We start from the raw sequence: 25,155 nt of genomic DNA on the forward strand, positions 1-25,155 counted from the left end.
GAAGCAGCGTGTGGTAGGTTTCACATTGTGAACAGTCGTACGCCCAGTTCACGCACAAGCCGATCTGGCTCGCGGTCACGGGAATCCTCGTCGCGAGAGGTGAAGAAGGAAGCCACCCGGCGCGCCATCGTCACCGCAGCGCTGTCTCTACTCGAGGAGCGCAGCTTCGCCGCGCTGAGCCTGCGTGAGGTCACCCGGGAAGCGGGTATCGCACCGGCGGCGTTCTACCGGCATTTCGAATCGATGGACGCGCTGGGGCTGGTCCTGATCGACGAGTCCTTCCGCGCGCTGCGTGACCTGCTGCGCGGCGCCCGTGCCGGGAAGCTGGACCCCACGCGGGTCATCGAATCGTCGGTCGACATGCTCATCGAGGGCGTCAACCAGCGCCGCGAACACTGGCGATTCATCGGCCGCGAGCGCAACAGCGGGGTGACCGTGTTGCGCTACGCGATCCGCACCGAGATCCGGCTGGTCACCTCGGAGCTCGCGATCGACCTGGCGCGGTTCCCCGGCCTGAACACGTGGAGCGCCGAAGACCTCAACATCCTGGCGAGCCTGATCGTCAATGCGATGATCTCGATCGCCGAAGCCATCGAAGATGCCGGGGACGCGAACGCGCTGGCCGAGATCAAGCGGATCGCGGTCAAGCAGTTGCGGATGATCGTCGTCGGCGTCAGCGGGTGGCGCAGTTCCGACTGAGCGTCAGACCGTGCAGTCGGCGCCTGCGGCGTCGCGGGCGATCACACACGCCGACGGATTGCTGAGCTTCCACCCACCGTCCTGGTTCACCCAGTAGATCTGGTGGGTGCGCGTACCGAACACCGGAATCGTCACCGCCAGTTGGGCGTCCACCTGGTTGCCGTTGAGCGCGGCGTTCTGCACCCGCCACGACATCACCGATCCGTAGCGGTCCATCACCGCCGCGATGTTGTCGGCCGTGGGGACCGCGGCCGAGCCACCCTCGAGTTCGCTCGCGCGCTCCTCGGCGGGGACCGAGGTGTTCAGCACCCGCTGCAGCTTCGCCGTCAGCTCATCGGCGGACGGCGCCGGCTGTGCGGCGGCCACTCCGGTTGCGGCGAATCCCCCGATGACCAGGGTCGAGATCGCAATCATCGGGCGGCGCATGGGCGCAACCTCTCGTCGAAACGGCTAGGACGCCTAACCAGATCATCCCGCCTCGGACCGGTCAAGACCTACGTCCCCGCATCGGTGGGAGGATGCCCACATGGCCGAACGTTGGACCAAGGAACGGCGTACTGCGCACACTCGCCGGATCCTGCTGGATGCTGCCGAAGAAGTCTTCGCCCGCAAGGGCTTGACCGGCGCGGCGCTCGAGGAGATCGCGGACGCCGCGGGCTTCACCCGCGGCGCCATCTACTCCCAATTCGGCGCCAAGGAGACGCTGTTCCTGGCGGTCGTCGACCGCCAGCGGGAGCAGTTCCTCGACGGGTTCGCTGAGGTCATGATGTCCTTCCACCGCCTGAGCGACGTCGACATCGACGAACTCGCCGACCGATGGCGCGAACTCAGTAGCGGGCCGGACCGGGCGGCATTGGGTTATGAGCTCACGCTGTTCCTGCTGCGCAACCCCGACGCCCGGGAACGCGTAGCCGCCCAGCGGCTCGAAACGATCCGCACCCTCGGGGAGTTCATCAGCAAGAACGTCGCCCGCATCGGAGGCACACTCACCATGGAGGCCGAGACGTTGGCGCGTGTGGTGCTCGCCGCCAACGACGGCATCACCCTCGACAGTCATCTCGACGGCCAGGACCTCTACCGCCCCTATCTGCAACTGGTCATGTCCGGCATCGCCACCGCGCCCTAGACATCGCCGCTCCGGGCATTAGCGTGGCGATCATGACCGTTTTGGAGCTGGCCTACCCGAGGCCCGACATCGCCGTCGTCACCCTCAACCGTCCCGAAAAGCTCAACGCACTGTCCTACGAACTCGTCGAGAGCTTCCATGCGGCGCTGGGCGACATCGCGGCGAACAACGACTGCCGCGTGGTGGTGCTGACGGGTGCGGGGCGGGGGTTCTGTTCGGGTCTGGACCTCACCGAGCCGAACCCGACGCAGGCCGGTGGCGGCATCGAGTTCCCCCGTTCGGGGATGCGCTGGCAGGAACGCATCGCCGAGCTGACCACCCGGCTGCACCGGCTGCGTCAACCCGTGATCGCCGCGGTCAACGGCGCCGCCTATGGCGGTGGGTTCGCCATCGCGGCGGCCGCCGACATCCGGTTGGCCTCCGACACCGCCAGGTTCTGCACGCAATTCATCAAACTGGGCCTCGGCGGCTGCGACATCGGGGTGAGCTACACCCTGCCGCGCATCGTCGGCGCGGGCCACGCCTTCGACCTCATCCTGACCGCCCGCGAGGTCGCAGCTGCCGAGGCGCTGCGGTTGGGCCTGGTGTCGCGGGTGTCGGAGAACGTACTCTTCGACGCCATGGCGATCGCCGAAACCCTCTGCGGGTACGGCAAATTCGGTCTGGAATCCACCAAGCAGGTGCTGTGGGCGAACGTCGAGGCGGGCAGCCTGGAGCAGGCGCTGCACCTGGAGAACCGCAGCCAGATCCTGGCGTCGACGAGCGGTGAGATGCGCGCCGCTAGCGAGGCGTTCCGCCGCCGTCCACGATGATCGCCTGACCGGTGAGGTAGCTGCCGGCGTCCGACACCAACAGCAGTGCCGCGCCGACCATCTCGTCCGGCGACGCCAGCCGCTTCATCAGCGTGGCGCCCGCCATCGCGTCGATCGCCTCCTGCGGGTTGTTACGCATCATGTCGGTGTCGACGGGACCGGGCGCCAGCGCGTTGACGCGGATGCCGTACGGCGCGTACGCGGCGGCCATCGACCGGGTGAACGACAGCAGCGCGGCCTTCCCCGCGGCGTACATCGACACCCCCGGCGCGAAGTTGAACGCGCCGACCGACACCGTGTTCAGCACCGCGGCGTGCGCGCTGTTCTTCAGATGCGGCAGCGCGTGCTGCACCAGGAACACCGGGCCGCGCAGGTTGACGTCGTAGGACTTCGCCCACGCCTCGGGCGTCATCTCCCCCAGCGGTTGCGCCAGTGCATTGGCCGCGTTGTTGACCACGACGTCGATGCCGCCGAACTCCTCGACGGTGCGCGCGACCAACGTCTCGAGCGCGTCGATGTCACCGAGATGGGTGGCCACGCCGATGGCATGGCCGCCCAGCCCGCGCAGGTGTTCGGCGGCCTGCTCGCACGCGTCGGGTTTGCGGCTGGCGACCACCACGCGGGCACCGGCCAGCAGGAATCCCTCGGCTAGCGCGAGGCCGATGCCGCGGGTGCCACCCGTCACGACGACGGTGCGGCCGGTCAGATCGAAGAGGCGGTCGAACGATGCGCGATCCACCGGGTCAGTGAATCATGCGGGCCCGCCGAACAGGCCCTGATGGGCGGCCACGTACTGCTCGACGGTCTGTGCGGGACGGCCGGTGACGCGCTCGACGTCGTCGGTGAACCGTTCGTAGCGACCCTCACGGTGAAACCGCGCCATGGTCGAGATGTGTTGTTGCACATAGGCACTGAGTCCGGCCGTGGTGAGCACCCGCTGCACCCGCGAGAACGGCAGGTCCTCGCCGGTCACCGGGCGACCCAGCGCTCGCCCGAACTGGGCCGCCAACCCGTCGACGTCGAGCACCTGGGGTCCGGTGAGTTCGTAGACGTCACCGACGCGACCGTCGGGATCGGCCAGCACCGCGGCGACCACGCGGGCGACGTCGTCGGCCGCGATCGGCGAGGTGCGCCCCGACCCGAACGGCAGCGACAGCACCCCGCGCTCGCGCACCGACCGTGCGCCGAGCACGGTGAACAGCGGGTTGTCGAGGAACACCGTCGGACGCACGTGGACCACCGGAAGACCCGACCAGTCCAGTACGTGCTCGGCCAGCCAGTGCAGCCGGTGCTGGCGTGATTCGTCGGTGCCGGTCAGCGTCATCTGCGACACGGTCATCTGGGACATGTTGACCAGTACGTCGAGGCTGCCGTACTCGAGCGCGGCGGCCGCGACCTCTGTCGTGGCCCGTAGATAGTCCGGCGAGACACTCATGTTGAAGAACATCCGACGGACGCCGCGCAGCGCAGCCAGGACATCGCCGGCGTCGATCAGGTCTCCGACGAAGACGTCGGCACCCTGCGCCCGCAGTCGGTCGGCACGCTCGTCGTCGCGCCGGACCAACGCGCGCACCGAGTCACCCCGGGCCAGCAGCAGTTCGACGACACGGCGGCTGACACCGCCCGCGCCTCCGGTGATCAGCATCATGGTGCGAACGACGTCGCCGGGCCCGCGGACATTCCCGGTCGGCTCAGATGCAGCCGCTGACGCTGATCCGCCTGCCGACATTCGCGCACACATCGACGTTCGGGGCGGGCGGCACGTACACCGGTGGTGGTGGTGGCGCGCCGGGTGGTGGGGGTGGCGGCAGCGCGTCGTTCAGATAAGACAGCGGATCGGCGCATCCGGTGACGTCGACGTGCCTGCCGCCGACGGATCCGCAGAGGGTGGCCTGCGCGGCCGGGACGACGGGGGTCAGGCCGGCAGCGAACACCAGCGCAACGGCGCAGGCCCCAGGAAGTGACCACATTCTTCGCACCGGCCAATTGTGGCGGTTCGCGCGAATCGGTGCGCGGTTTCACCGGTTTCCGGCGGTCACAACGTCCGTTCGCTGACGAAGCGGCGCGCCGCGCCGGTGAGCGGGTCGTCGAATTCCATACTGTGCGCGAGCAACTGCAGCGGGCGGGTGAAGTCGTCCGGCGCGACGTCGACGACGTCGGGATAGAGCGGATCGTTGCGCAGCGGTAGGCCCAGCCCGGCCATGTGCACGCGCAGCTGATGCGTGCGCCCGGTATGCGGCGTCAGCCGGTAGAGGTCAGCGCCGACGTGCTCCACCAGCGTTTCGGCGTTCGGCTCTCCGGGCTCTTCGAATGCCTGTAACCGGCCGCGTTCCTTGATGATTCGGCTGCGCACGACGGCCGGTAACGCGACGGCGGCGTGGCCGGCCGAGCGCGCCAGGTACACCTTGGCGACCGCACCGTCGGCGAACATTGTCTGGTACGCGCCGCGGACCTCGCGGCGCACCGTGAACAGCAGCACACCGGCGGTGAGGCGGTCCAGTCGATGTGCGGGGCTGAGCTCCGGCAGGTCCAGTGCGCGACGCAGCCGGACCACCGCGGTCTCGGCGACGTGGCGCCCGCGCGGCATCGTGGCCAGGAAGTGCGGTTTGTCGACGACCACGATGTGGTCGTCGTGGTAGAGCACCGGCATCTCGAACGGCACCGGAATCTCTTGCGGCAGATCGCGATACAGGAAGACGTGCGCACCCGGCGGCAGCACCGTCCCCGGCCCCACGACCGTTCCGTCAGGTGTCAGCACACCGCCCTCGAACACTTTGGCCGCCACCGACTCCCCGAACCGCGAGGCCAACTCGACCAGCACGGCGCCGCCGCGCAGCCGCACCCGCGCGGGTCCGAGCCCGTTCCGCACCGGGAGCGGCGGCTGCCGCACCCGGCTCATCGCAGCGGAACCGGTTCGAGGATCTCCGCTCTGGCCTCCGGCGCCGCGGCGCGCAGCGCATCGGCCGACTCGTCATCCGGCTGCTGCTGGCTGCGCACCTCGGCATCGACGCGCGCGCAGTAGGTGTCCACCTCGCGGTCGATGTCCTCGGCGCTCCAACCCAGTACGGGCGCAACGACTTCGGCGACCTCGCGGGCACAGTCGACCCCGCGGTGCGGATATTCGATCGAGATGCGCATGCGACGGGCCAGGATGTCCTCGAGGTGCAGCGCGCCCTCGGCGGCCGCGGCGTAGAAGGCCTCCACCTTGAGGTAGACCGGCGCCTCGGTGATCGGGGTGAGCAGTTCGGGCCTGCCCTCGGCCTGCTGCAGAACCTCACTGATCAACGAGCCGTAGCGGTCGAGCAGGTGGCGCACCCGGTACGGGTGCAAACCGTAATGCGCGCCGACACTTTCGGTCTGGTTGATGAGCGCGAAGTATCCGTCGGCACCCATCAACGGCACCTTCTCGGTGATCGACGGCGCGACCCGGGCCGGCACGTACTCGGCGGCCGCGTCGATCGCGTCCTCCCCCATCACCCGGTAGGTGGTGTACTTGCCGCCCGCGATCGCCACGAGACCCGGGGCGGGAACCGCGACGGCGTGTTCGCGCGACAGCTTCGAGGTGTCGTCACTCTCACCGGCGAGCAGCGGGCGCAGACCGGCGTAAACGCCGTCGATGTCGTCGTGGGTCAGCGGGGTGGCCAGCACCGTGTTGACGTGGTCGAGGAGATAGTCGATGTCGGCCTTGGTCGCCGCAGGATGCGCCAGGTCCAGGTTCCAGTCGGTGTCGGTGGTGCCGATGATCCAGTGCGTCCCCCAGGGGATGACGAACAGCACCGACTTCTCGGTCCGCAGGATGATCGCGACCTCGCTGACGACCCGGTCACGCGGGACGACGATGTGCACACCCTTCGACGCGCGCACCCGGAACCGTCCGCGTTGCCGCGACAGTGCCTGGATCTCGTCGGTCCACACCCCCGTGGCATTGACGACGACATGGCCGCGCACCTCGGCGACCGCACCGTCCTCGCTGTCGCGCACGGCGACCCCGATCACCCGGTCACCCTCGCGAAGCATGTTCACCACCTGCGTCGAGGTGCGCACCACCGCGCCGTAGTGGGCGGCCGTGCGGGCGACGGTCATGGTGTGCCGGGCATCGTCGACGACGGTGTCGAAGTAGCGGATGCCGCCGATCAGCGAGCTGCGTTTGAGCCCCGGCGCCAGCCGCAGCGCCCCGGATTTGGTGAGATGCTTCTGCGCAGGAACGGATTTCGCGCCGCCGAGCTGGTCGTAGAGGAAGATGCCCGCCGCCACATACGGCCGCTCCCACCACCTGCTGGTCAGCGGGAACAGAAACGGCAGCGGTTTGACCAGGTGTGGCGCCAGCGTGGTCAGTGACAGCTCGCGTTCGTGCAGCGCCTCGCGCACCAGCCCGAACTCGAGCTGTTCGAGGTAGCGCAGACCGCCGTGAAACATCTTGCTGCTGCGGCTCGAAGTGCCGGAGGCGAAGTCGCGCGCCTCGACCAGGGCGACCTTGAGTCCACGGGTGGCGGCGTCGAGCGCGGCGCCGGCACCGACCACACCCCCGCCGATCACGACGACGTCGAACTGCTCGCTGCCGAGCCGCTGCCAGGCCTCGGCCCGCTGCTGCGGTCCGAGCAAAGTCTGCCCGTTACCTGCGATCGGCTCACTCACCGTTCCCAGGCTACGGGGAATCAGTCCAGATCGTCGTGAGCCATGAGGCGACGCGCGGCCTCGACCATCGAACCCGACAGCGACGGGTACACCGACAGCGTCTGCGCGAGGTCGGTGACCGAGATGCGGTTCTGCACCGCCAGGGCGATCGGCAGGATCAGCTCCGAGGCGATGGGCGCCACCACGACGCCGCCGATCACCACGCCGGTGGCCGGTCGGCAGAAGATCTTGACGAAGCCGTGCCGCAGCAGTGACATCTTGGCGCGGGCGTTGGTGTTCAGCGGCAGCATCAGCGTGCGGGCCGGGACACTGCCGTCGTCGATCGCGGTCTGCGGGATCCCGACGGCGGCGATCTCCGGGCGGGTGAACGTGGCTGAGGCGACCGTGCGCAGCCGGATCGGCGCAACGCCCTCGCCGAGTGCGTGGTACATCGCTATGCGGCCCTGCATGGCGGCCACCGACGCCAACGGAAGCAGGCCGGTGCAGTCACCGGCGGCGTAGATCCCCGATGCCGGTGTGCGGGAGACCCGGTCGACGGGGATATAGCCGCCGCGGCCCAACTCGACCCCGACCCGCTCCAGGCCGAGGCCCGCGGTGTTGGGCACCGAACCCACCGTCATCAGGGCGTGACTGCCCTCAACGGTGCGGCCGTCGGCGATCGCGACCTTCACCCCGTTCCCGGTGCGCGTGACCGATTCGGCGCGGGCGTTCTTGACCAGCGTCACCCCGCGTTCGGCGAACACCTCCTCGAGCACGGCGGCGGCGTCCCTGTCCTCGTGCGGCAGGATCTGGTCGCGGCTGGCGACCACGGTCACCGTCACGCCGAGTTCGGTGTAGGCATTGCAGAACTCCGCGCCGGTGACGCCCGAGCCCACGATCACCAGGTGTTCGGGCAGTTCGGAGAGGTCGTAGAGCTGCCGCCAGGTCAGGATCCGCTCACCGTCGGGCACCGCGGTGGGCAGCACCCGCGGGCTGGCGCCGGTGGCGATGAGCACCACGTCGGCCTTGAGGACGCCGGTCTTACCGTCCTTGGTGGTGACCTTGACGCGGTGCTGGGCCAGCCCGGGCGCGTCGTCGACGAGTTCGGCGCGGCCGCCGATGACCGTCACGCCCTCGCGCAGCAGTTGGCTGCCGATGTCGGCGGACTGCGACCGGGCGAGCGTCTTGACGCGGTTGTGGATCTCCGGCAGCGAGATCTTCGCGTCGTCGATGCTGAGGTCGAAGCCGAGCCCGGAGGCACGGCGGAGTTCGGTGCGCACGCCGGTGGAGGCGATGAACGTCTTCGACGGAACGCAGTCGTAGAGCACGCAGGCCCCGCCCACCCCGTCGGAGTCGATCACGGTGACATGGATGTCCGGGCCTCTGCCCGCGGCAACGAGTGCCGCCTCATAACCGGCGGGCCCGCCGCCGATGATCACGATGCGGGTTGCCACGAGCACAATCTAACCGCTCGCCCCGCCGGTTCGCCGAGGCCGGACGCTTCCGGTCGCGGCGGCGCGGTCGCCGGTTAAGCTCTCCTACCGTGCCGATCTACGCCGCCTACGGGTCGAATATGCATCCCGAGCAGATGATGGAGCGTGCACCACATTCGCCGATGGCCGGAACCGGATGGCTCCACGGCTGGCGCTTGACGTTCGGCGGTGAGGACATCGGCTGGGAGGGCGCGCTCGCCACCGTCGTGGAGGACCCGCTGTCGAAGGTGTTCGTCGTGCTCTACGACATGACCACTCAGGACGAGGAGACCCTCGACCGCTGGGAGGGCTCGGAGCTCGGCATTCACAAGAAGATTCGCTGCCGCGTGCACCGGGTGACCGGGTTCTCGACGGACACCCCACTTGAACCGGTGCTGGCGTGGCTCTACGTCGTCGACGCCTGGGAAGGCGGGCTGCCGTCGGCACGCTATCTCGGCGTGATGGCCGACGCGGCCGAGATCGCCGGGGCGCCAGCCGATTACGTCCACGATCTGCGGACGCGCCCGTCGCGGAGCATCGGTCCGGGCACGCCGGGCTGACCCTCTGACCCCTCCCGCGACCGTGCGCGTTCAGTCGTCGAGATCGATCACCGGCATCGGCTGCGTCGGGACCTCTGCGACCGCCATCTTGGCCGCCGAGTCCGCGGGGATGACGTCACGCGCCAGCGCCACGAGTGCCCGCTCCGTCCCGACGTCGCGCCCCGCGCGTTCGCTGAGCAACCAGCGCACCTCGAGCAGATCGCAGAACGCCTGGATCGGCGTGCCCGCGCGGCCGATCGCCTCGTGCGCGCGGTGCATGGTGGGCGTGGCGACCTCCATCACCCACAGCTGTGCGGCCGTCGAGTCGTCGACGTCGTGGCCGACCTCCTGGCTGAGCTGAGCCTGGAAGGTCTGCAGGTCGCCGAGCAGCGTGCGGGCCTGCCCTTCGCCGACGTCCAGCCCGGTCAGCGCACGGAGCCGTTCGGCGTGGTAGCGGCGGTCGCCCACCGCGACGTGCAGCCGCAACCGGTCCGGGGCCTGGTCGTCGACGGCTTGCAGCGTGACCTCCTCGACGGCGAAACCGAGTTCGTTGAGCCGGCGGATCGTGCCCTCCACGCGGTACCGGTCGCTGAAATCGAAGACCGGTTCGGCGTGCAGCACGTCCCACAGCCGCTGGTAGCGGTGGGGGATGTCCTGGGCCTCGGCGATCAGCGCGTCTTCGAGTTCCTCCGACGAGCCGAGGTAGGCCGCCAGGTCCATCAGGTCGGCGGCGACGTTCTCCACGAGGATGTCCAGGTCGTGGCGGCGCTGGCCGTCGGACAGCCGGGGGTGGACCTCGCTGGTCTCCGCGTCGACCAGCCACGCCTGGAGCACCTGGCCGTCGCGGGAGAACAGCGTGTTGGCCAGCGAGCAGTCACCCCAGAACACGCCGTGCCGGTGTAGTTCGACGAGCAGGCTGGCCATCGCGTCGAACAGCCGGGCCCGGTGCTTGGATTCCTCGGGCGGCAGTCTGCGGAACAGCCGCCGGTACTGCCATGACCCGTCGAGGAACCGGGTCAGCAGGAGCGAGGTGTCGAAGTCTGGCTGGTGGACCAGACCGGCCCGCTTGACGGCGGGCAGGCCGAGCTCTTCGAGGGCGCCCAGCACTGCGTACTCCTTGTTCGCGATGCGCGGCGGGAGCTCTTTGACCGCCCACAGCGCCCCGTCGCAGTGCACGAACTTCACCAGATGCCGGCTCGGGCCGACGGCGATGTCCCGCAACGGCACGTCGGGCACCGCCCACTGCTCGAGCGGGCGGTCCCAGGGCAGCGCGAGCAGTCCGGCACTCGGGGTGCGCAGCCGCAGTTCGGGTACGGCCATGGGGCCAGCCTGTCACTTCGACTCCCCACTCCGCGAGCGCCGAGAGTACGGTTGTTGCACCGCTTACGCGCGTAAGCGGGTCAACAACCGTACTCTCGGCGACCGACTGCGCTACGGGAGCAGCGTGGCGGCCTGTTCGACGATGTTGACCATCACCCGCACCCCGACACCGAGCGCGCGCTCATCGAGTTCGAACGTCGGCTGGTGCAGATCCACCTGCGGTCCGCGACCGCTCCACACGCCGAGCCGCGCCATTGCGCCCGGCACCTCCTCGAGGTACCAGGAGAAGTCCTCACCCCCGCCGGACTGCCGGGTGTCGGCGAGGGCGTCCGGCCCGATCTCCTCGATCGCGTGCATCAGGATGCGGGTGGCGACCTCGTCGTTCACCACCGGCGGCACACCCTGGCGGTACTGCAGGCTGTACTCGATGCCCAGCGGTGCCAGAAGTGACGAAACCGTATCCCGCACAATGGATTCCAGCGTCAGCCAGGTCTCCCGCGATGCGGTCCGGATGGTGCCGGCGAGCGTGCCGGACTGCGGGATCGCATTGGCCGCGACGCCGGCGTTGACCGCACCCCACACCATCACGGTGCTGTTGCGCGGGTCGATACGACGCGACAACACTCCCGGCACCCCGGTGATCAACGTGCCCAGCCCGTAGACCAGGTCGCCGGTCAGATGCGGCCGGGAGGTGTGCCCGCCCGGCGACTGCAACGTCACCTCGACCTGGTCGGCGGCCGAGGTGATCGGCCCGGCGCGCACGGCGACCCGGCCGACCGCCAGCCGCGGATCGCAGTGCAGCGCGAAGATCCGCGACACCCCGGTCAGCGCCCCCGCCGCGATCGCGTCGATCGCGCCGCCCGGCATCAATTCCTCGGCGGCCTGGAAGATCAGGCGCACACCGACGGGCAGTTCGGGCACCGAGGCCAGCGCCATCGCCGCCCCGAGCAGCACCGCGGTATGGGCGTCGTGGCCGCAGGCGTGCGCCACGTTCGGCACGGTCGACGAAAAGGGCGCCCCGGTGCGCTCGGCCATGGGCAGCGCATCCATGTCGGCGCGCAACGCGATCCGCGGGCCGTGGTCCGGGCCGAAGTCACACGTGAGGCCGGTCCCCCCGGGCAGCACCTTGGGGTTGAGCCCGGCATCGGCGAGGCGAGCCGCGACGAATTGGGTGGTCGCGAACTCCTGGCGCCCCAACTCCGGGTGGGCGTGGATGTGGCGGCGCCATGCGACGAGGTCGTCGTAGTGGGCGGACAACCAGCGCGCGGCGGCATGCTTGAGCACGCTCATGACGCCCGCCTCTCCTGCCGCTCCAGCACCCGGTCACGTTCCGCGGGCGTCTCGGCGAGACGAACCACGGTGCGCGCCAACATGATCGCACCTTCGACGACGGCCGCATCAGCGCTGGGCCCCGCCGCGGCGGCGGTGAACGCCGGCTGGTGGATGGATGCGCCGCCGGCGTCGACGCCCACCACCGGGTGGATCCCGGGGACGACCTGGGTGACGTTACCCATGTCGGTGCTCCCGAGCGGTAACGCAGCCTCGACGTCGGCCGCCACCGGTTGACGCCCGACACGCTCCATCTCGTCGCGGAACACCCCGGCCAGCCAGCGGTCCGGGGTGAGCTCGGCGTAGGGCGGCGCGGTCTCGGCGACCTCGTGGTGACAGCCGGTGGCGACGGCCCCCGCCAGGAAACAGCCCGCCATCCGGTCCTCGAGTTCGCGCAGCGCTGCCGAGTCGGCGGCCCGCATGGTGTAGCGCATCCGGGTGCGCGCCGGAATGACGTTGGTGGCCTGACCGCCGTCGGTCACGATCCCGTGCACCATCTGTCCGGGCGAAAGCTGCTGGCGCAGCAGGCCGATCGCGACCTGCGCCACGGTGACGGCGTCGCCGGCGTTGAGCCCGAGGTGCGGCGCGACCGCGGCGTGCGATTCACGGCCGGTGTAGGCGACGTCCACCTCCGAGAGCGCCAGCGACCGCGCAGCGGCGATGTCGACGGGTCCCGGGTGCAGCATCACCGCGACGGCGATGTCGTCGAACACCCCCGCGTCGAGCAGCAGCACCTTTCCGCCACCCGTCTCCTCGGCAGGCGTGCCCACCAGCACCACCGTCAGGCCCAGTTCGTCGGCGACGTCGGCGAGCGCAAGGGCGGTCCCCACCGCCGAGGCCGCGATGATGTTGTGGCCGCACGCGTGGCCGATGTCCGGCAGCGCGTCGTACTCCGCGCAGACCCCGACGACGAGTGCCCCGCTGCCGTAGGAGGCGCGGAACGCGGTGTCGAGGCCACCGACGGCAGCGGCCATCTCGAAGCCGTATTCGGCGACGAGCGCCTGGGTCTTGGCGCAGCTGCGGTGCTCGGCGAACGCCAGTTCCGGTTCGCCGTGGATGGCGTGTGACAACTCCAGGAGATCACCGCGGCGACGGAGGACGGCGTCTTCGACGCTCGTCGACGCGGTGGCGGAGGGCATTCACGCAGTATCGCACTGCCGAATGGTGCCTCGCGCAGCGCTCGTCACTGCACCGACGGCGGCTAAGCTCGCACATCGTGACCAGCCCTTCCGAGGTCGCCCGGCACGCGGCGGCGGCCATCCGCGACCGCACCGGTGTCGACGAGCACGACGTCGCGGTGGTGCTGGGATCGGGCTGGGCGCCCGCAGTCGAGGCGCTCGGCACGCCCACGGCCGCCGTCCCGATGGCGGAGTTGCCCGGGTTCACGCCACCCACGGCCGCGGGCCACGGCGGCCAGGCACTGTCCGTCGCGATCGGCGGGCACCGGGTACTGGTGCTCGTCGGCCGCATCCACGCCTACGAGGGCCACGACCTGCGCCATGTCGTGCACCCGGTGCGGGCGGCGTGCGCGGCCGGGGTGCGCACGGTCGTGCTCACCAACGCCGCGGGCGGGCTGCGTGCCGATTTCGCCGTCGGCCAGCCGGTGCTGATCAGCGACCACCTCAACCTCACCGGCCGGTCTCCCCTGGTCGGCGCGGAGTTCGTCGACCTGGTCGACGCGTACTCACCGCGGCTGCGGGCGCTCGCCGCGACGTTCGACCCCACGCTCGCCGAAGGCGTCTACGCCGGGATGCCGGGTCCGCATTACGAGACCCCGGCGGAGATCCGGATGCTGCGCACGCTCGGTGCGGATCTGGTGGGCATGTCCACGGTGCACGAGACGATCGCCGCGCGCGCTGCCGGCGCCGAGGTGCTGGGGATCTCGCTGGTGACGAATTTGGCCGCGGGGATGACGGGCGAGCCGCTCTCGCATGCGGAGGTGCTCGAGGCCGGACGTCAGTCCGCAACCCGGATGGGCTCACTGCTGGCGGGAGTCGTCTCGGGCCTGTGACGTGTCAGCTTGCGGCTCGCCCACACCATCGAGCGGGCCAGCAGCGGCGAGGCGAACAGCATCAGCAGAACCCGCAGCACCTGCGCGGCGATGATGAACGTCACATTGGATCCGGTCTCCACCGCCGTCGCGAGCACCGCGTACACCCCACCGGGGCTGGTCGCGAGATACCCCTCGAGCGGCGTCAACGAGGTGTAGTGGGCGAGCACCACGCCCAGACCCGCCGTACCCACCCCCAGCAGCACGATCAGTCCGAGCGCCGCGGGCAGGATCCGGGCGATCGCGCGCAGGGACTCGGTGGTGAACGCCAGACCGGCCTGCCAGCCGATGACGAAATAGCAGACCTGCACCAGGACGGCAGGCACGGTCAGTCCGAACGACAACCCCGTCAGCTGCAGCACCACGGTCAGCGCCATCGGCCCGAGCAGACCGGCACCGGGTAACCGGAGCAGCCGCCCGCCCACAGCGCCGAGCACCACCAGGACGGCCAGCATGCCCAGGCTCAGATACCAAGGGGCCGGCGCGCCTAACGCGACATTGCCGGAGGGATGCGACTTGTCGGGGTGGTAGACGAACGACACGACCAGCGGCATGGACGCCGTCACCAGGGCCACCCGCAGGTACTGCACCACCGAGACCACCCGGTCGTCACCGCCGAGATCTCGTGCGATGGCCACCAGACCGGAGGCGCCGCCCGCCGTCAACGCCAGCGATCCGGTCAACGGCGTGACATCGCGGTGCAGTCCGAGTAGCGCGCCGGCGACCACGCTCAGGAGCAGGGTCGCCACGGCGATCCCGACGACGAACGGCCAGGCCGAGCCGAGTGCGCTGAACGCGTCGTGCTGCACCATCGTGCCGATGTACACGCCCAGCACCCCCTGGGCGGCCATGCCCGCGGGCCGGGGTACCCCGGCCGGCGCGAGGGACGCCAGTGCCAACCCGACGCCGACCGCCAGGGCGGCGAACAGACCGGCGGATGGCACACCGGCAAGGGTCAGGGGAACGGTGACAGCGGCCGACACCGCCGCCAGCAGCACCCACTTCAGCATCCGCCGCATCCCAACCTCCGCCCGGTTGATGCCAAGTATGGACTTGGCAACAAGGGCATGCAATATGCTCAAAGCCACTTCACAGGGACGAGAATATGAAGCTATAACTTAGTGATGCCTCCACGCGCCGCACCCGCCACCGAGCTTCGCGAGGCGATCATGGCGGTGGCCCGCCAGATGCGTCGTCACCGGCCCGACCACGGGTTGACGCTGAGCCAACTCGAACTGCTCGGCGAGGTGAGCCGCACCGGCGTCACCACCCCGGCCGAACTCGGCGCGCGCCTGCAGGTGCGCGCACAGTCGCTGACCGACAGCATCAACGAACTGCTCGGCCGCGGCCTCATCTCGCGACGTCCCGACGACCGGGACCGCCGCAGGCAACTCATCGAGATCACCCCCGACGGCGGCGCGCTTCTCGACGCCGACCGGGCCGAGCGCGACGCGTGGTTGCACCGGGCGATGGCGGACACGCTGACCGACCTCGAGTTCGATTTGCTGATGTTGATCGCACCAGTGCTCCGCAAGCTGGCATCAAATGACGCCAAAGCGGGCACACTTGGTCCATGACTTCCTCGGCCACCTCGACGACCGTGCAGGAATGGATTGCCCACGACCCCGATCCGCAGACCGCGGCGGAGTTGTCCCAGTGCAGTCCGGAGGAACTCGACGAGCGGTTCTCCCGCTCACTGACATTCGGGACGGCCGGTCTGCGCGGCCCGCTGCGTGGCGGGCCCAACGGGATGAACCTGGCCGTCGTGCTGCGCACCACGTGGGCGGTCGCCAAGGTGCTCAAGGACCGCGGGATGGAAGGTTCGCAGGTCGTCGTCGGGCGTGACGCCCGGCACCGGTCCGACGAATTCGCCCGCGCCGCCGCCGAAGTGCTCGCCGCGCAGGGCTTCCAGGTGATGCTGATGCTGGCAGCCGTGCCGACCCCGGTGATCGCCTTCACCGTGCGGCACATGAACGCCGCGGCCGGGATCCAGATCACCGCCTCCCACAACCCACCCACCGACAACGGCTACAAGGTGTACCTCGAGGAGGGCCTGCAGATCGTCGAGCCCACCGACACCGACATCGAAGCCGCCATCGCCGAGGCGCCGTTCGCCGATGAGATCCCCAGGGCCGCGGTGGAAACGGGCGGCATGGCCGAGATCCAGGCCTACATCGAACGGAGCACCCTCGTTCGACGTACGAAAGACGATGTGCGCGTGGCGCTGACGCCCCTGCACGGCGTCGGCGGCGAGTACGCCCTCGACGCTCTCGTCCGCGCGGGCATCGTCGACGTCCACGTGGTGGAGAATCAGTTCGCCCCCGACCCCGACTTCCCGACGGTGCAGCTGCCCAATCCGGAGGAACCGGGCGCCGTCGACGCGCTGCTCGCCCTCGCCGCCGACGTCGACGCCGAGATCGCCGTCGCACTCGACCCGGATGCCGACCGGTGCGCGATCGGTGTCCCGACACCTGACGGCTGGCGCATGCTCTCCGGCGATGAAACCGGTTGGCTCCTCGGAGAATACCTGCTGGCGCAGGTCGAGCCGGGACCGGTCATGGAGCGGATGGTGGTGGCCAGCACGGTGGTGTCGTCGCGCATGCTGGCCTCGATCGCCGCCGCCCACGGGGCCCGTCACGTCGAAACGCTGACCGGCTTCAAATGGCTGAGTCGCGCCGACGAGGACCTTCCGGGCCACACCTTGCTCTACGCCTACGAGGAGGCGATCGGGCACTGTGTCGACCCCGCCGCCGTGCGCGACAAGGACGGCATCACCGCGGCGCTGCTGGCCTGCGATCTGGTGGCGGCGCTGCGCGCGCAGGGCCGCACGATCCTCGGCGTCCTCGACGACCTGGCTCGCCTCCACGGCGTGCACACCACCGCCGCGGTGAGCCGCCCCGTCGCCGACGCCGACGAGGCCGCCGCGGTGCTGGCCCGGCTCCGCGACACCCCGCCCGACCGGCTGGCCGGCTACGACGTGACCGTCGCCGACCTGAGCACCTCACCGGATCCGCTGCGCTCCGATGCGCTGATCCTGTCCGGCGGGGACGCGGACACCTCGGTGCGCATGGTGGTCCGCCCGTCGGGCACGGAGCCGAAGGTGAAGTCCTACATCGAAGTCCGGCGGTCCTGCGCCAACGGCGACCTGAAGACGGCGCGCGCCGACGCGAAACGGGTGTGCGACGAACTGGTGGCGCTGGCCGACCAGTGGTGACCGCCCGACAGCGGGCTCAGCGCGGACCGAACTGGCGGTCCCCCGCATCGCCGAGCCCGGGAACGATGTAGGCGGCTTCGTCGAGGCACTCGTCGATCGCCGCGGTGATCAACCGCATGTCCGGCGCGGCCCGCTCGAGGGCGGCGATGCCCTCCGGGGCGACCACGACGCAGATGGCCGTGATGTCGACGGCGCCGCGCGCCTGCAGCAGCCCGACGGTGTGGGCCAGTGAGCCCCCGGTGGCCAGCATCGGATCGAGGATGAACACCGGCTGCTTGCTCAGATCGGCGGGCAGAGACTCGAGATACGGTGTGGGCTCGTGGGTTTCCTCGTTGCGTGCCACGCCGACGAAGCCCACGCGCGCCTCGGGGATCAGCGCGTGCGCCTGGTCGACCATGCCGAGCCCGGCGCGCAGGACCGGCACCAGCAGCGGCGGCCGGGCGAGCCGCGATCCGGTCGTCACCGCGAGCGGGGTCCGCACCTCGATGTCCTCGCGGGCGGCGTCGCGGGTGGCCTCGTAGACCAGCATGAGTGTGAGGTCGCGCAACGCGGAGCGGAATGCCGCGTTGTCGGTGGCCTCGTCACGCAGCGTGGTGAGCCGCGCAGCGGCCAGCGGGTGGTCGACGACGCGCACATCCATGGCGCAGACCTTAGCGGGAACCACAGGCGCGTTCCCAACGTCGTATTCGCATGCTCGCCGATCCACTGCTTGCCGATACCGAAGCCATCCGGGCGCGGGCCCGCACCGACACCGCGCACTCCGCCGACCTGGCCGCCGCGGCCACCGCCCTGGCCGCCGTCCCGGTCGCGGCCGCGGCGCACGCGCTGGGCCCCGTCGGCGCGGGCTTTCTGGCCGCACTGTCCGCTGCGGCCGCCGCCGAATCCGCCCATGCCGCCGCGCTGGCCGACCGGCTCGCCGGGGGTGCGGCGACTGCGGCGGGTTCGGCCGCGGCGTACGACGACGTGCAACTCCGCGCCGCCGCACTGTTCGGGGTGTGAGCCGTGCCGAGTGCACTGGTGGCCGCACTGTCCGCACCGCTGCGCGACGTGCGCGCACTCGTCGGCCCCGGCTGGCCGGACGGTTCCGGCGGTGCGCCCGGGGCGGCGCTGACCGGGGTGCGCGACGCGCTGGCCGGGGTGTCGGCGGCGGCGCAGGCAGCCTGGCAGCGCACCGGCGACGGCTGGTCGGGATCGGCCGCGGAGCAGGCCGGCGCGTTTGCGGCCGTCACCGCGGCGGCGGTCTCCGAGCTCGCCGATCGCACCGGGGCGCTCACCGCGGGCACCCGCGAAGCGGGCGCGGCCGTGGCCCGGGCAGGGGCGCGCCTGCAGGACATCGTCGACCGCTTCGAGGCGCGCGCGGCCACGCTGGAACCCCATCTCGACACCCCCGGCGTCGCCGAGGATCTGCTCGCCGAAGCGCAGCGCTCACTGCGCGAGGCCATCGCGGTCGTCGAGGAGCTGCGGACCGAACTCGACACCCGGGCCGGGGCGCTCGCGGCTGCAGGCGGGGCCCCGTCGGCGCCGACGGTCCCGGCCGGCTTCGGCGGTGGCGCACCGTTGTCCGCGCCGGGCGGTTCGGGCGCGGCCACCCCGCTCGCCTCGCTCGCATCCCTGGCGTCACCAGACAAGGGGTCGCCGCCCGAGGCGGCGCACCGACCCGACCCCGGGGTGTTCGGCGACGGGGTGGCGGTGCGACTGCCCGACGGCAGCACGGCGACGGCGCCGAACGCGGTCGCCGCCGACGCGGTGCGCCACGCGCTCACCCAGTTGGGCGTGCCGTACCAGTGGGGCGGCACCACTCCGGGCGTCGGCCTGGACTGCAGCGGGCTGACCCAGTGGGCTTACCGCGAGGCCGGTCTTGACCTGCCCCGGCTCGCGCAGGAGCAGGACGTCGGCGCCGCCGTCGACGCCGGTTCCCTGCGCCCCGGCGATCTCGCGGTGTGGGACGGTCACGTCGCGATGATCGTGGGCGACGGCGTCATGGTCGAAGCGGGCGACCCCGTCAAACTCTCGGCGATCCGGACGACGAATGCGGGACAGGGTTTCCAGGGCTTCTGGCGACCGACCGCCTGAGGTCGGCGTCGAGGACGCCCTGCACCGCGCACGCCGCCGCGCATTCGCGCTCGACGAGGCGATCGATGCGCTGGCGGCAGTGCGTGGCCGGGCGCGCTCGGCCGACGGTGTCGCCGAAGTCGTGGTCGACGGCCGCGGCGGATTGGTGTCGCTGACGCTGACCGATGCCGTCGCGTTGCTCCCTGCAAAACGCATCGCCGCACTGGTGCTCGAGACGGTGCAGGCGGCGGCCCACGGCGCATCGGCACAGCGGCACGCGGTGCTCGACGACTTGGTCGCAGACCTCGGTCGTTAGGCTGTGCCGCATGGCTGCTGACATCGTGCCGGTTCGGCTCGGACTGACCAAGGGCGACCTGTACACACTGTGGGCTCCGCGCTGGCGGGACGCCGGTGACGAATGGGAGGCCTTCCTCGGCAAGGACGACGACCTCTACGCCTTCGAGTCGGTGGCCGATCTGGTGGCCTTCGTGCGGACCAACACCGACAACGACCTCACCGATCATCCCGCCTGGGAGAAGTTGACCGAGGCCTCGGCGCACCGGCTCAAGCCCAGCGAGGACCGCGAATACGACCTCGTCGGGGTACCCGAGACGGCGGCCGAAAAGGTCAGCGACACCGCCGTGGACACCCTGCACCGCGCGCTGGCGATCGCCTCGGCGATCGGATCGGTGTGCGATCTGCCCGCGGTGGCCAAGTTCTTCAACGGCAACCCGATGCTGGGCTCGCTCGGTGGCGGCGGCGAGGCGTTCAAGGGCCGCAGCGGCCGCAAGCGCTGGGCTGAGATCGAAACGGTGATCGGCCGGAGCTGGGACGGTGTGCTCGACGCGATCGACGAGATCGTCACCATCCCCGACGTCGACGCGGCGGCCTCGCAGAAGGCCGCCGACGAACTCGAGCAGCCCGCCCCCGAACTCGACGAGGACGAGGATCTCGACGCCGCGGCCACTGCCGAGCAGGGCGACGACGACACCGAGGCCGCGGAGTCCGAGACCCCCGAATCGCCCGCTGCCGCAGCGGCGGTGCTCGGCGGCGACGAGGACTTCTGGCTCAAGGTCGGCATCGACCCGATGCGGATGATGACCCGGTCGGGCACGTTCTACACACTGCGCTGCTACCTCGGGGACGATCCGGTGTTCCTCGGCCGCAACGGACGCATCAGCGTGTTCGGTTCGGAGCGTGGGCTGGCGCGCTACCTGGCCGACGAGCACGACCACGACCTGGCGGATCTGGCCACCTACGACGACATCCGCACCGCGGCCACCGACGGCTCACTCGAGGTCGAGGTGACCGACGAGAACGTCTACGTGCTCAGCGGCCTGGCCGACGACATCGCCGACGGTCCCGACACCATCGACCGCGATCAGCTCGCGCTGGCGCTCGAACTGCTCCGCGACGTCGGCGAGTACGCCGAGGACACCACCGTCGACAAGACGCTGGACCCGGGAACCGCGCTCGGCGCCTTCGTCACCTACGCGCTCGATCCCGACGCCGCCGAACGCCCCGAACCCCCCTACGCCGAGGCGGTTGAGCAGTGGGAGGCGCTGGAAGCCTTCGTGGAGTCTCGTCTGCGCCAGGAGTGACCTCCGAGGGCCACCCGGAATAGGTGACATGTCACCGATGTTGTGCGAGGCGTACCAACGCATGCACACGATCGGAGAGTCACCATGAACCAACTCGCGAACAAGACCGCCCTCGTCACCGGCGCCACGTCCGGCATCGGGCTGGCCACCGCACAGCGGCTGGCCGACGAGGGTGCCCACGTGTTCCTCACCGGCCGCCGCCAAGAGGCGCTCGACGCCGCCGTCTCATCCATCGGCGACGCCGCCACCGGGATCCGCGGTGACGTGTCGCGGCCCGAGGACCTCGAGGCGGTGGTCGCGGCGATCGAGGCACACGGACGCGGACTCGACGTCGTGTTCGCCAACGCCGGGGGCGGGGAGTTCGCCGCACTGCCCGAGATCACTCCCGAGCACCTCCAGAAGACGTTCGGCACGAACGTGTTCGGGACGGTGTACACCGTGCAGGCGGTACTGCCGCTGCTCAACGAGGGGGCCTCGATCGTATTGACGGGTTCGACCACCGCGCACAACGGAACACCCGCCTTCAGCGCCTACGCCGCGTCGAAGGCGGCGATCCGCTCGTTGGGCAGGACGTGGGCGGCCGAGTTGGTCGGCCGGGGCATCCGGGTCAACACGGTGACACCGGGGGCGACCGAGACGCCCGGGCTCAAAGGACTCGCACCGAGCGGTCAGGAACAGCAGTTGCTCGACCAGATGGCCGCCGCCACACCGCTGGGCCGCCTCGGCAGGCCCGAGGAGATCGCCGCGGCCGTGGTGTTCCTGGCGTCGGACCAGAGCAGCTTCGCCACCGGCACCGAACTGTTCGTCGACGGCGGCGCCGAACAGATCTGATTCACGGCTGCTGCGACCGCAGATCCTCATCGATCTGCGGTCGCGGCAGCGTCCCGTGGCGCAGGATCGACTCGTACGCCGCCTCCAGGACGTCCGCCAGCGCATTTTCCTGCGCTGCGTCCAGATCGGTGAAGAACAGCTCCTTGATCCACGCGGCATGCGCCGGCGCGGCCGCCTCGAACTCCAGGCGGCCGTGGTCGGTCAGCACCACATCCGTCGCCCGCCGGTCCCCGTCGGACTCCAGCCGCTCCACGAGCCCGCGCCGGCTCATCCGCTGCAGGTGGTGCGAGAGCCGGCTGCGTTCCCACCCGACGGTCGTCGCCAGCACATTGACCTGGGCGCGGTCCCGCGGCGCATTGGTCAGGGCGTTGAGCACCGTGTAGTCGGCCAGCGACAACCCGCTGTCGCTCTGCAGCTGCCGGTTCATCTCGTATTCGAGCCGGTGGTAGACGCGCATGTAGGCCAGCCAGGCGCGGCGCTGCGACGGGTCGAGGCGGTGCCCGTCGTCGCTCACCCGGCGAGCACCGCGTAGCGCGGTTTGATGACGTCGTCGATCAACGCCAGGCGTTCGTCGAACGGGATGAACGAGGACTTCATCGCGTTGATGGTGAACCGCGCCAGGTCGCTCCAGCCGTAGCCGAACGCCTCGACCAGCCGCAGCATCTCCTGACTCATCGTGGTGTCGCTCATCAGCCGGTTGTCGGTGTTGACCGTGACCCGGAACCGGGTGCGGGCGAGAAGGTCGAACGGGTGCCCGGCGATGCTGGCGACCGCGCCGGTCTGCACGTTGGAGCTCGGGCACAGCTCCAGCGGGATGCGCTTGTCGCGCAGGATGGCGGCCAGCCGGCCCAGCTTCACCTGCCCGTCGGGCGCCACCGTGATGTCGTCGGTGATGCGCACACCGTGGCCCAGCCGGTCGGCGCCGCAGAACGCGATGGCCTCGTGGATGGACGGCAGGCCGAACGCCTCACCGGCGTGAATGGTGAAGCGTGCGTTGTTGGTCCGCATGTATTCGAAAGCGTCGAGGTGACGGGTGGGCGGGTAGCCCGCCTCGGCACCGGCGATGTCGAAGCCGACGACGCCGCGGTCGCGGAACCGGATGGCCAGTTCGGCGATCTCGCGCGAGCGTGCGGCGTGCCGCATCGCGGTGACCAGGCAACGCACCGTGATCGTGCGGCCAGCGCTGGCGGCGGCCTTCTCCCCGTCGGCGAAACCGGCCAGCACCGCGTCGACCACCTGATCCAGGCCCATACCGCCCTCGATGTGCAGTTCGGGGGCGAACCGCACCTCGGCGTAGACGACGTTGTCCCCGGCCAGGTCTTCCACGCATTCGAAGGCCACCCGGTGCAGCGCGTCGGCGGTCTGCATCACCCCGACCGTGTGCGCGAACGGTTCGAGGTAGCGCACCAGCGAACCGCTGTGGGCGGCGGTGCGGAAGAACGTCGCCAGCTCGTCGACGTCGTCGGTGGGCAGGTCGTCGTAACCGGTGTGGGTGGCCAGTTCGAGCACGGTCGACGGACGCAGACCGCCGTCGAGGTGATCGTGCAGCAGCGCCTTGGGCGCCTGCCGGATGTTGTCCAACGTCAGCGGTGTCGTCATCGGCACATGCTCCTCACGTCGTCGTCCTCAAGTCACGGTCTCAAGTCGTCGTGGTGATCCGATCGATGATCAGCGGACGGGCCTGCGGGGCGCTCTCACCCACGGTCCAGGCGCCGTCGAGTTCGGCGCGGGCCGGGCCGAGCCGGGCCGGGGTGTCGGTGTAGAGGGTGAACAGGGCTTCGCCCGCGCTCACCGGCTCACCGGGCCGGCGGTGGATGCGGATCCCGGCGCCGAACTGCACCTGGTCACCGGGTGCCGAGCGGCCCGCTCCGAGCCGCCACACCGCCAGACCCACCGCCATCGCGTCGATGTCACCCATGGTGCCATTGCGCGGTGCCGTGACGGTGTCGGTGTGGACACCGATGGGCAACGCCCCGGTGGACAGGGCCGTCACATCGCCGCCCTGGGCCGCGACGAGCGCACGGAAGCAGTCCATCGCGGTGCCGTCACGCAGGGTCTCGGCGGGGTCTTTCGCGTCCAGGCCGGCGGCGTCGAGCATCTCGGCGGCCAGCGCCAGCGTCAGCTCGACCACGTCGGCCGGGCCACCGCCGGCGAGCACGTCGAGCGATTCGACGACCTCGACCGCGTTGCCGACGGCGCGGCCCAGCGGCACCGACATATCGGTGAGCAGGGCACGCGTGACCAGGCCGTGCGCCTCGCCCAACTCGACCATGGTGCGGGCCAGTTCGCGGGCCCGGGCTTCATCGGGCAGGAAGGCGCCCGAGCCGACCTTCGTATCGAGCACCAGCGCGCGGGCGCCCTCGGCGATCTTCTTGCTCATCACCGAGCTGGCGATCAACGGCAGCGATTCGGTGGTCGCGGTGACGTCGCGCAGCGCGTAGATCTTGCGATCTGCCGGGGCCAGCTCGCCCGCGGCGAAAATCGCCGCGCCGAGCTCGCGAAGCTGTTGGCGGATCTGGCTTTTCGACAGTTCCGCGGAGAACCCGGGGATGGCTTCGAGTTTGTCGAGCGTGCCGCCGGTATGGCCGAGTCCGCGGCCGGCGGCCTGAGGCACCGCGCCCCCGCACGCCATCACCACCGGCACCAGCGGGATGGTGATCTTGTCGCCGACGCCGCCGGTGGAGTGTTTGTCCACCAGTGCCAGCGGGCGGCCGTCGGTGGCGCGGCGCAGGTCGGTGAAGTCGAACCGCTCCCCCGAGGCCACCATCGCCGCGGTCCACCGCGAGATCTCGGCTCCGGTCATCCCGCGCAGGAAGATCGCCATCAGCAGCGCCGACATCTGCTCGTCGGCCACCTGACCGCGGGTGTACCCGTCGATCACCCAGTCGATCGCCCCGTCGGACAGCGCGCCGCCGTCGCGTTTGGTCCGGATGACCGTCGGCGCATCGAACGCGAACTCCGTCACGGTTTTTCCTCCTCCGGCAGCCGGTGGTGGCGGGCCAGGTCGTCGGGCCCGAACGCGTCCGGGAGCAGGTCGCGAAGTGGCCGCGGGCCGTGCGGATGGTCGATCAGCAGCTCCGGTCCGCCGTGTTCGAACAGCACCTGACGGCAGCGGCCGCACGGCATCAGCACCTCGGCGTCGGGCCCCACACAGGACAGCGCGACCAGCCGGCCGCCCCCGCTGGAAAACAGGGCGCAGACCACAGCGCACTCGGCACAGAGACCCAGGCCATATGAGACATTCTCCACATTGCAACCGGCCACCATTCGGTGATCGTCGACCAGTGCCGCCGCGCCCACCGGAAACCCCGAATAGGGTGCATAGGCGTGCTTACTAGCATCAATTGCCCTGCGCCGCAACAGTTCCCAGTCGATCTCGGGGGACATCCCAGCTCCTTCACCGCGTCACTGAATGGATTCCGAAGAACGAGCCCCGAAACCCGCCGAAGCACGTAGGGGACCCTAACTTTCGCCCTCTGAGCGGGGCATACGGCAA

Annotated in this window: 28 protein-coding genes; 12 read left to right on the top strand and 16 right to left on the bottom strand. The window is 70.3% G+C overall.

Annotation, left to right across the window (positions count from 1 at the left end):
• Nucleotides 1-27: 27 nt before the first annotated feature.
• Nucleotides 28-699, top strand: a complete 672-nt coding sequence (locus I7X18_RS21550) for a TetR family transcriptional regulator (RefSeq protein ID WP_193046023.1) — start codon at nt 28-30, stop codon at nt 697-699.
• A 3-nt stretch (nt 700-702) separates the two neighbouring features.
• Here the strand turns inward: I7X18_RS21550 and I7X18_RS21555 are convergent, their stop codons facing one another.
• Nucleotides 703-1,125, bottom strand: a complete 423-nt coding sequence (locus I7X18_RS21555) for an MTB12 C-terminal domain-containing protein (RefSeq protein ID WP_193046024.1) — start codon at nt 1,123-1,125, stop codon at nt 703-705.
• Between the two features lie 100 nt (nt 1,126-1,225).
• Here I7X18_RS21555 and I7X18_RS21560 point away from each other — a divergent pair, with 100 nt between their 5' ends.
• Nucleotides 1,226-1,825: a TetR/AcrR family transcriptional regulator gene (locus tag I7X18_RS21560; RefSeq protein ID WP_193046025.1), complete on the top strand. Its 600-nt coding sequence runs from the start codon at nt 1,226-1,228 to the stop codon at nt 1,823-1,825.
• Nucleotides 1,826-1,857: 32 nt separating this feature from the next.
• On the top strand, nt 1,858-2,637 hold the full coding sequence (locus tag I7X18_RS21565) for an enoyl-CoA hydratase-related protein (RefSeq protein ID WP_193046026.1): 780 nt from the start codon (nt 1,858-1,860) through the stop codon (nt 2,635-2,637).
• Here the strand turns inward: I7X18_RS21565 and I7X18_RS21570 are convergent.
• The 6 genes from I7X18_RS21570 to I7X18_RS21595 form a co-directional block, all read right to left on the bottom strand.
• Entirely contained in the window at nt 2,606-3,376 is a 771-nt protein-coding gene (locus tag I7X18_RS21570) for an SDR family NAD(P)-dependent oxidoreductase (RefSeq protein ID WP_193046027.1), read from the bottom strand. The genes I7X18_RS21565 and I7X18_RS21570 overlap by 32 nt on opposite strands.
• Nucleotides 3,377-3,388: 12 nt before the next feature.
• On the bottom strand, nt 3,389-4,285 hold the full coding sequence (locus tag I7X18_RS21575) for an NmrA family NAD(P)-binding protein (RefSeq protein WP_193046028.1): 897 nt from the start codon (nt 4,283-4,285) through the stop codon (nt 3,389-3,391).
• A gap of 43 nt (nt 4,286-4,328) precedes the next feature.
• Entirely contained in the window at nt 4,329-4,607 is a 279-nt protein-coding gene (locus tag I7X18_RS21580; protein ID WP_226863510.1) for an RNA-binding protein, read from the bottom strand.
• A gap of 65 nt (nt 4,608-4,672) precedes the next feature.
• Nucleotides 4,673-5,536, bottom strand: a complete 864-nt coding sequence (locus I7X18_RS21585) for a pseudouridine synthase (protein ID WP_193046030.1) — start codon at nt 5,534-5,536, stop codon at nt 4,673-4,675.
• Entirely contained in the window at nt 5,533-7,272 is a 1,740-nt protein-coding gene (locus I7X18_RS21590; RefSeq protein WP_193046031.1) for a glycerol-3-phosphate dehydrogenase/oxidase, read from the bottom strand. The genes I7X18_RS21585 and I7X18_RS21590 overlap by 4 nt, the downstream gene beginning before the upstream one ends.
• A 20-nt stretch (nt 7,273-7,292) precedes the next feature.
• Entirely contained in the window at nt 7,293-8,705 is a 1,413-nt protein-coding gene (locus I7X18_RS21595) for an NAD(P)H-quinone dehydrogenase (protein ID WP_193046032.1), read from the bottom strand.
• Between the two features lie 89 nt (nt 8,706-8,794).
• On the opposite strand from I7X18_RS21595, the gene I7X18_RS21600 reads away from it, so the two are divergent.
• Nucleotides 8,795-9,283 carry a gamma-glutamylcyclotransferase family protein gene (locus I7X18_RS21600; protein WP_193046033.1) on the top strand — a complete coding sequence of 163 codons (489 nt, stop codon included), beginning with the start codon at nt 8,795-8,797 and terminating at the stop codon, nt 9,281-9,283.
• Nucleotides 9,284-9,313: 30 nt separating this feature from the next.
• On the opposite strand, the gene I7X18_RS21605 is transcribed toward I7X18_RS21600, so the two are convergent.
• The 3 genes from I7X18_RS21605 to I7X18_RS21615 form a co-directional block, all read right to left on the bottom strand.
• Nucleotides 9,314-10,582: a DUF4032 domain-containing protein gene (locus I7X18_RS21605; protein ID WP_193046034.1), complete on the bottom strand. Its 1,269-nt coding sequence runs from the start codon at nt 10,580-10,582 to the stop codon at nt 9,314-9,316.
• 111 nt (nt 10,583-10,693) lie between these two features.
• Nucleotides 10,694-11,872 (bottom strand): amidohydrolase, encoded by a 1,179-nt coding sequence (locus I7X18_RS21610; RefSeq protein ID WP_193046035.1) that lies wholly within the window; start codon nt 11,870-11,872, stop codon nt 10,694-10,696.
• Nucleotides 11,869-13,050 carry a M20 family metallopeptidase gene (locus I7X18_RS21615; RefSeq protein ID WP_193046036.1) on the bottom strand — a complete coding sequence of 394 codons (1,182 nt, stop codon included), beginning with the start codon at nt 13,048-13,050 and terminating at the stop codon, nt 11,869-11,871. Before I7X18_RS21615 ends, I7X18_RS21610 begins: the two co-directional genes overlap by 4 nt.
• Nucleotides 13,051-13,127: 77 nt before the next feature.
• Here I7X18_RS21615 and I7X18_RS21620 point away from each other — a divergent pair, with 77 nt between their 5' ends.
• On the top strand, nt 13,128-13,922 hold the full coding sequence (locus I7X18_RS21620; protein ID WP_193046037.1) for a purine-nucleoside phosphorylase: 795 nt from the start codon (nt 13,128-13,130) through the stop codon (nt 13,920-13,922).
• On the opposite strand, the gene I7X18_RS21625 is transcribed toward I7X18_RS21620, so the two are convergent.
• Nucleotides 13,868-14,980: an AbrB family protein gene (locus tag I7X18_RS21625; protein ID WP_193046038.1), complete on the bottom strand. Its 1,113-nt coding sequence runs from the start codon at nt 14,978-14,980 to the stop codon at nt 13,868-13,870. The two genes, I7X18_RS21620 and I7X18_RS21625, sit on opposite strands and share 55 nt — an antisense overlap.
• 105 nt (nt 14,981-15,085) lie before the next feature.
• On the opposite strand from I7X18_RS21625, the gene I7X18_RS21630 reads away from it, so the two are divergent.
• Nucleotides 15,086-15,538 carry a MarR family winged helix-turn-helix transcriptional regulator gene (locus I7X18_RS21630; RefSeq protein WP_193046039.1) on the top strand — a complete coding sequence of 151 codons (453 nt, stop codon included), beginning with the start codon at nt 15,086-15,088 and terminating at the stop codon, nt 15,536-15,538.
• The gene (locus I7X18_RS21635) at nt 15,535-17,175 is read left to right on the top strand and encodes a phospho-sugar mutase (protein WP_193046040.1); all 1,641 of its coding nucleotides are present in this window, start codon (nt 15,535-15,537) and stop codon (nt 17,173-17,175) included. The genes I7X18_RS21630 and I7X18_RS21635 overlap by 4 nt, the downstream gene beginning before the upstream one ends.
• 16 nt (nt 17,176-17,191) lie before the next feature.
• Here I7X18_RS21635 and upp read toward each other — a convergent pair whose 3' ends face one another.
• Entirely contained in the window at nt 17,192-17,815 is a 624-nt protein-coding gene (gene upp, locus I7X18_RS21640) for a uracil phosphoribosyltransferase (protein WP_193046041.1), read from the bottom strand.
• A 50-nt stretch (nt 17,816-17,865) separates the two neighbouring features.
• On the opposite strand from upp, the gene I7X18_RS21645 reads away from it, so the two are divergent.
• The 5 genes from I7X18_RS21645 to I7X18_RS21665 all read left to right on the top strand — a co-directional run bounded on the left by I7X18_RS21645 (nt 17,866) and on the right by I7X18_RS21665 (nt 21,659).
• On the top strand, nt 17,866-18,174 hold the full coding sequence (locus I7X18_RS21645) for a hypothetical protein (protein WP_193046042.1): 309 nt from the start codon (nt 17,866-17,868) through the stop codon (nt 18,172-18,174).
• Nucleotides 18,175-18,177: 3 nt separating this feature from the next.
• A complete protein-coding gene (locus I7X18_RS21650) occupies nt 18,178-19,248 on the top strand; it encodes a C40 family peptidase (RefSeq protein WP_193046043.1) in 1,071 nt (356 codons plus the stop codon).
• Nucleotides 19,205-19,543, top strand: a complete 339-nt coding sequence (locus I7X18_RS21655; protein ID WP_193046044.1) for a YbaB/EbfC family nucleoid-associated protein — start codon at nt 19,205-19,207, stop codon at nt 19,541-19,543. Before I7X18_RS21650 ends, I7X18_RS21655 begins: the two co-directional genes overlap by 44 nt.
• 10 nt (nt 19,544-19,553) lie before the next feature.
• A complete protein-coding gene (gene satS, locus I7X18_RS21660; protein WP_193046045.1) occupies nt 19,554-20,828 on the top strand; it encodes a protein export chaperone SatS in 1,275 nt (424 codons plus the stop codon).
• Nucleotides 20,829-20,912: 84 nt separating this feature from the next.
• Nucleotides 20,913-21,659, top strand: a complete 747-nt coding sequence (locus tag I7X18_RS21665) for an SDR family NAD(P)-dependent oxidoreductase (RefSeq protein WP_193046046.1) — start codon at nt 20,913-20,915, stop codon at nt 21,657-21,659.
• A gap of 1 nt (nt 21,660) precedes the next feature.
• Here I7X18_RS21665 and I7X18_RS21670 read toward each other — a convergent pair whose 3' ends face one another.
• From I7X18_RS21670 to I7X18_RS21685, 4 genes are read right to left on the bottom strand one after another with little or no spacing between them, the layout of a single operon-like run.
• Nucleotides 21,661-22,173 (bottom strand): MarR family winged helix-turn-helix transcriptional regulator, encoded by a 513-nt coding sequence (locus I7X18_RS21670; RefSeq protein ID WP_232375299.1) that lies wholly within the window; start codon nt 22,171-22,173, stop codon nt 21,661-21,663.
• Entirely contained in the window at nt 22,170-23,258 is a 1,089-nt protein-coding gene (locus I7X18_RS21675; RefSeq protein ID WP_193046047.1) for an adenosine deaminase, read from the bottom strand. The genes I7X18_RS21670 and I7X18_RS21675 overlap by 4 nt, the downstream gene beginning before the upstream one ends.
• A 40-nt stretch (nt 23,259-23,298) precedes the next feature.
• Nucleotides 23,299-24,624 (bottom strand): thymidine phosphorylase, encoded by a 1,326-nt coding sequence (locus I7X18_RS21680; RefSeq protein ID WP_193046048.1) that lies wholly within the window; start codon nt 24,622-24,624, stop codon nt 23,299-23,301.
• Nucleotides 24,621-25,046 (bottom strand): cytidine deaminase, encoded by a 426-nt coding sequence (locus I7X18_RS21685; protein WP_193046049.1) that lies wholly within the window; start codon nt 25,044-25,046, stop codon nt 24,621-24,623. The genes I7X18_RS21680 and I7X18_RS21685 overlap by 4 nt, the downstream gene beginning before the upstream one ends.
• Nucleotides 25,047-25,155: the final 109 nt, after the last annotated feature.

Origin of the sequence: Mycolicibacterium baixiangningiae (genome assembly GCF_016313185.1) — a bacterium.
In the GTDB taxonomy this organism is placed as follows: Bacteria; Actinomycetota; Actinomycetes; order Mycobacteriales; family Mycobacteriaceae; genus Mycobacterium; species Mycobacterium baixiangningiae.

Excerpts from the sequence above, each read along its gene's own strand:
- I7X18_RS21645 (WP_193046042.1), top strand. The coding sequence starts at position 17,866 with ATGCTCGCCGATCCACTGCTTGCCGATACCGAAGCCATCCGGGCGCGG.
- I7X18_RS21580 (WP_226863510.1), bottom strand. The coding sequence starts at position 4,607 with ATGTGGTCACTTCCTGGGGCCTGCGCCGTTGCGCTGGTGTTCGCTGCC.
- satS (WP_193046045.1), top strand. The coding sequence starts at position 19,554 with ATGGCTGCTGACATCGTGCCGGTTCGGCTCGGACTGACCAAGGGCGAC.
- I7X18_RS21610 (WP_193046035.1), bottom strand. The coding sequence starts at position 11,872 with ATGAGCGTGCTCAAGCATGCCGCCGCGCGCTGGTTGTCCGCCCACTAC.
- I7X18_RS21615 (WP_193046036.1), bottom strand. The coding sequence starts at position 13,050 with ATGCCCTCCGCCACCGCGTCGACGAGCGTCGAAGACGCCGTCCTCCGT.
- I7X18_RS21560 (WP_193046025.1), top strand. The coding sequence starts at position 1,226 with ATGGCCGAACGTTGGACCAAGGAACGGCGTACTGCGCACACTCGCCGG.
- I7X18_RS21655 (WP_193046044.1), top strand. The coding sequence starts at position 19,205 with ATGCGGGACAGGGTTTCCAGGGCTTCTGGCGACCGACCGCCTGAGGTC.
- I7X18_RS21565 (WP_193046026.1), top strand. The coding sequence starts at position 1,858 with ATGACCGTTTTGGAGCTGGCCTACCCGAGGCCCGACATCGCCGTCGTC.
- I7X18_RS21575 (WP_193046028.1), bottom strand. The coding sequence starts at position 4,285 with ATGATGCTGATCACCGGAGGCGCGGGCGGTGTCAGCCGCCGTGTCGTC.
- I7X18_RS21555 (WP_193046024.1), bottom strand. The coding sequence starts at position 1,125 with ATGCGCCGCCCGATGATTGCGATCTCGACCCTGGTCATCGGGGGATTC.
- I7X18_RS21630 (WP_193046039.1), top strand. The coding sequence starts at position 15,086 with ATGCCTCCACGCGCCGCACCCGCCACCGAGCTTCGCGAGGCGATCATG.
- I7X18_RS21605 (WP_193046034.1), bottom strand. The coding sequence starts at position 10,582 with ATGGCCGTACCCGAACTGCGGCTGCGCACCCCGAGTGCCGGACTGCTC.
- I7X18_RS21675 (WP_193046047.1), bottom strand. The coding sequence starts at position 23,258 with ATGACGACACCGCTGACGTTGGACAACATCCGGCAGGCGCCCAAGGCG.
- I7X18_RS21685 (WP_193046049.1), bottom strand. The coding sequence starts at position 25,046 with ATGTCCCCCGAGATCGACTGGGAACTGTTGCGGCGCAGGGCAATTGAT.
- I7X18_RS21665 (WP_193046046.1), top strand. The coding sequence starts at position 20,913 with ATGAACCAACTCGCGAACAAGACCGCCCTCGTCACCGGCGCCACGTCC.
- upp (WP_193046041.1), bottom strand. The coding sequence starts at position 17,815 with ATGGATGTGCGCGTCGTCGACCACCCGCTGGCCGCTGCGCGGCTCACC.
- I7X18_RS21625 (WP_193046038.1), bottom strand. The coding sequence starts at position 14,980 with ATGCGGCGGATGCTGAAGTGGGTGCTGCTGGCGGCGGTGTCGGCCGCT.
- I7X18_RS21585 (WP_193046030.1), bottom strand. The coding sequence starts at position 5,536 with ATGAGCCGGGTGCGGCAGCCGCCGCTCCCGGTGCGGAACGGGCTCGGA.
- I7X18_RS21635 (WP_193046040.1), top strand. The coding sequence starts at position 15,535 with ATGACTTCCTCGGCCACCTCGACGACCGTGCAGGAATGGATTGCCCAC.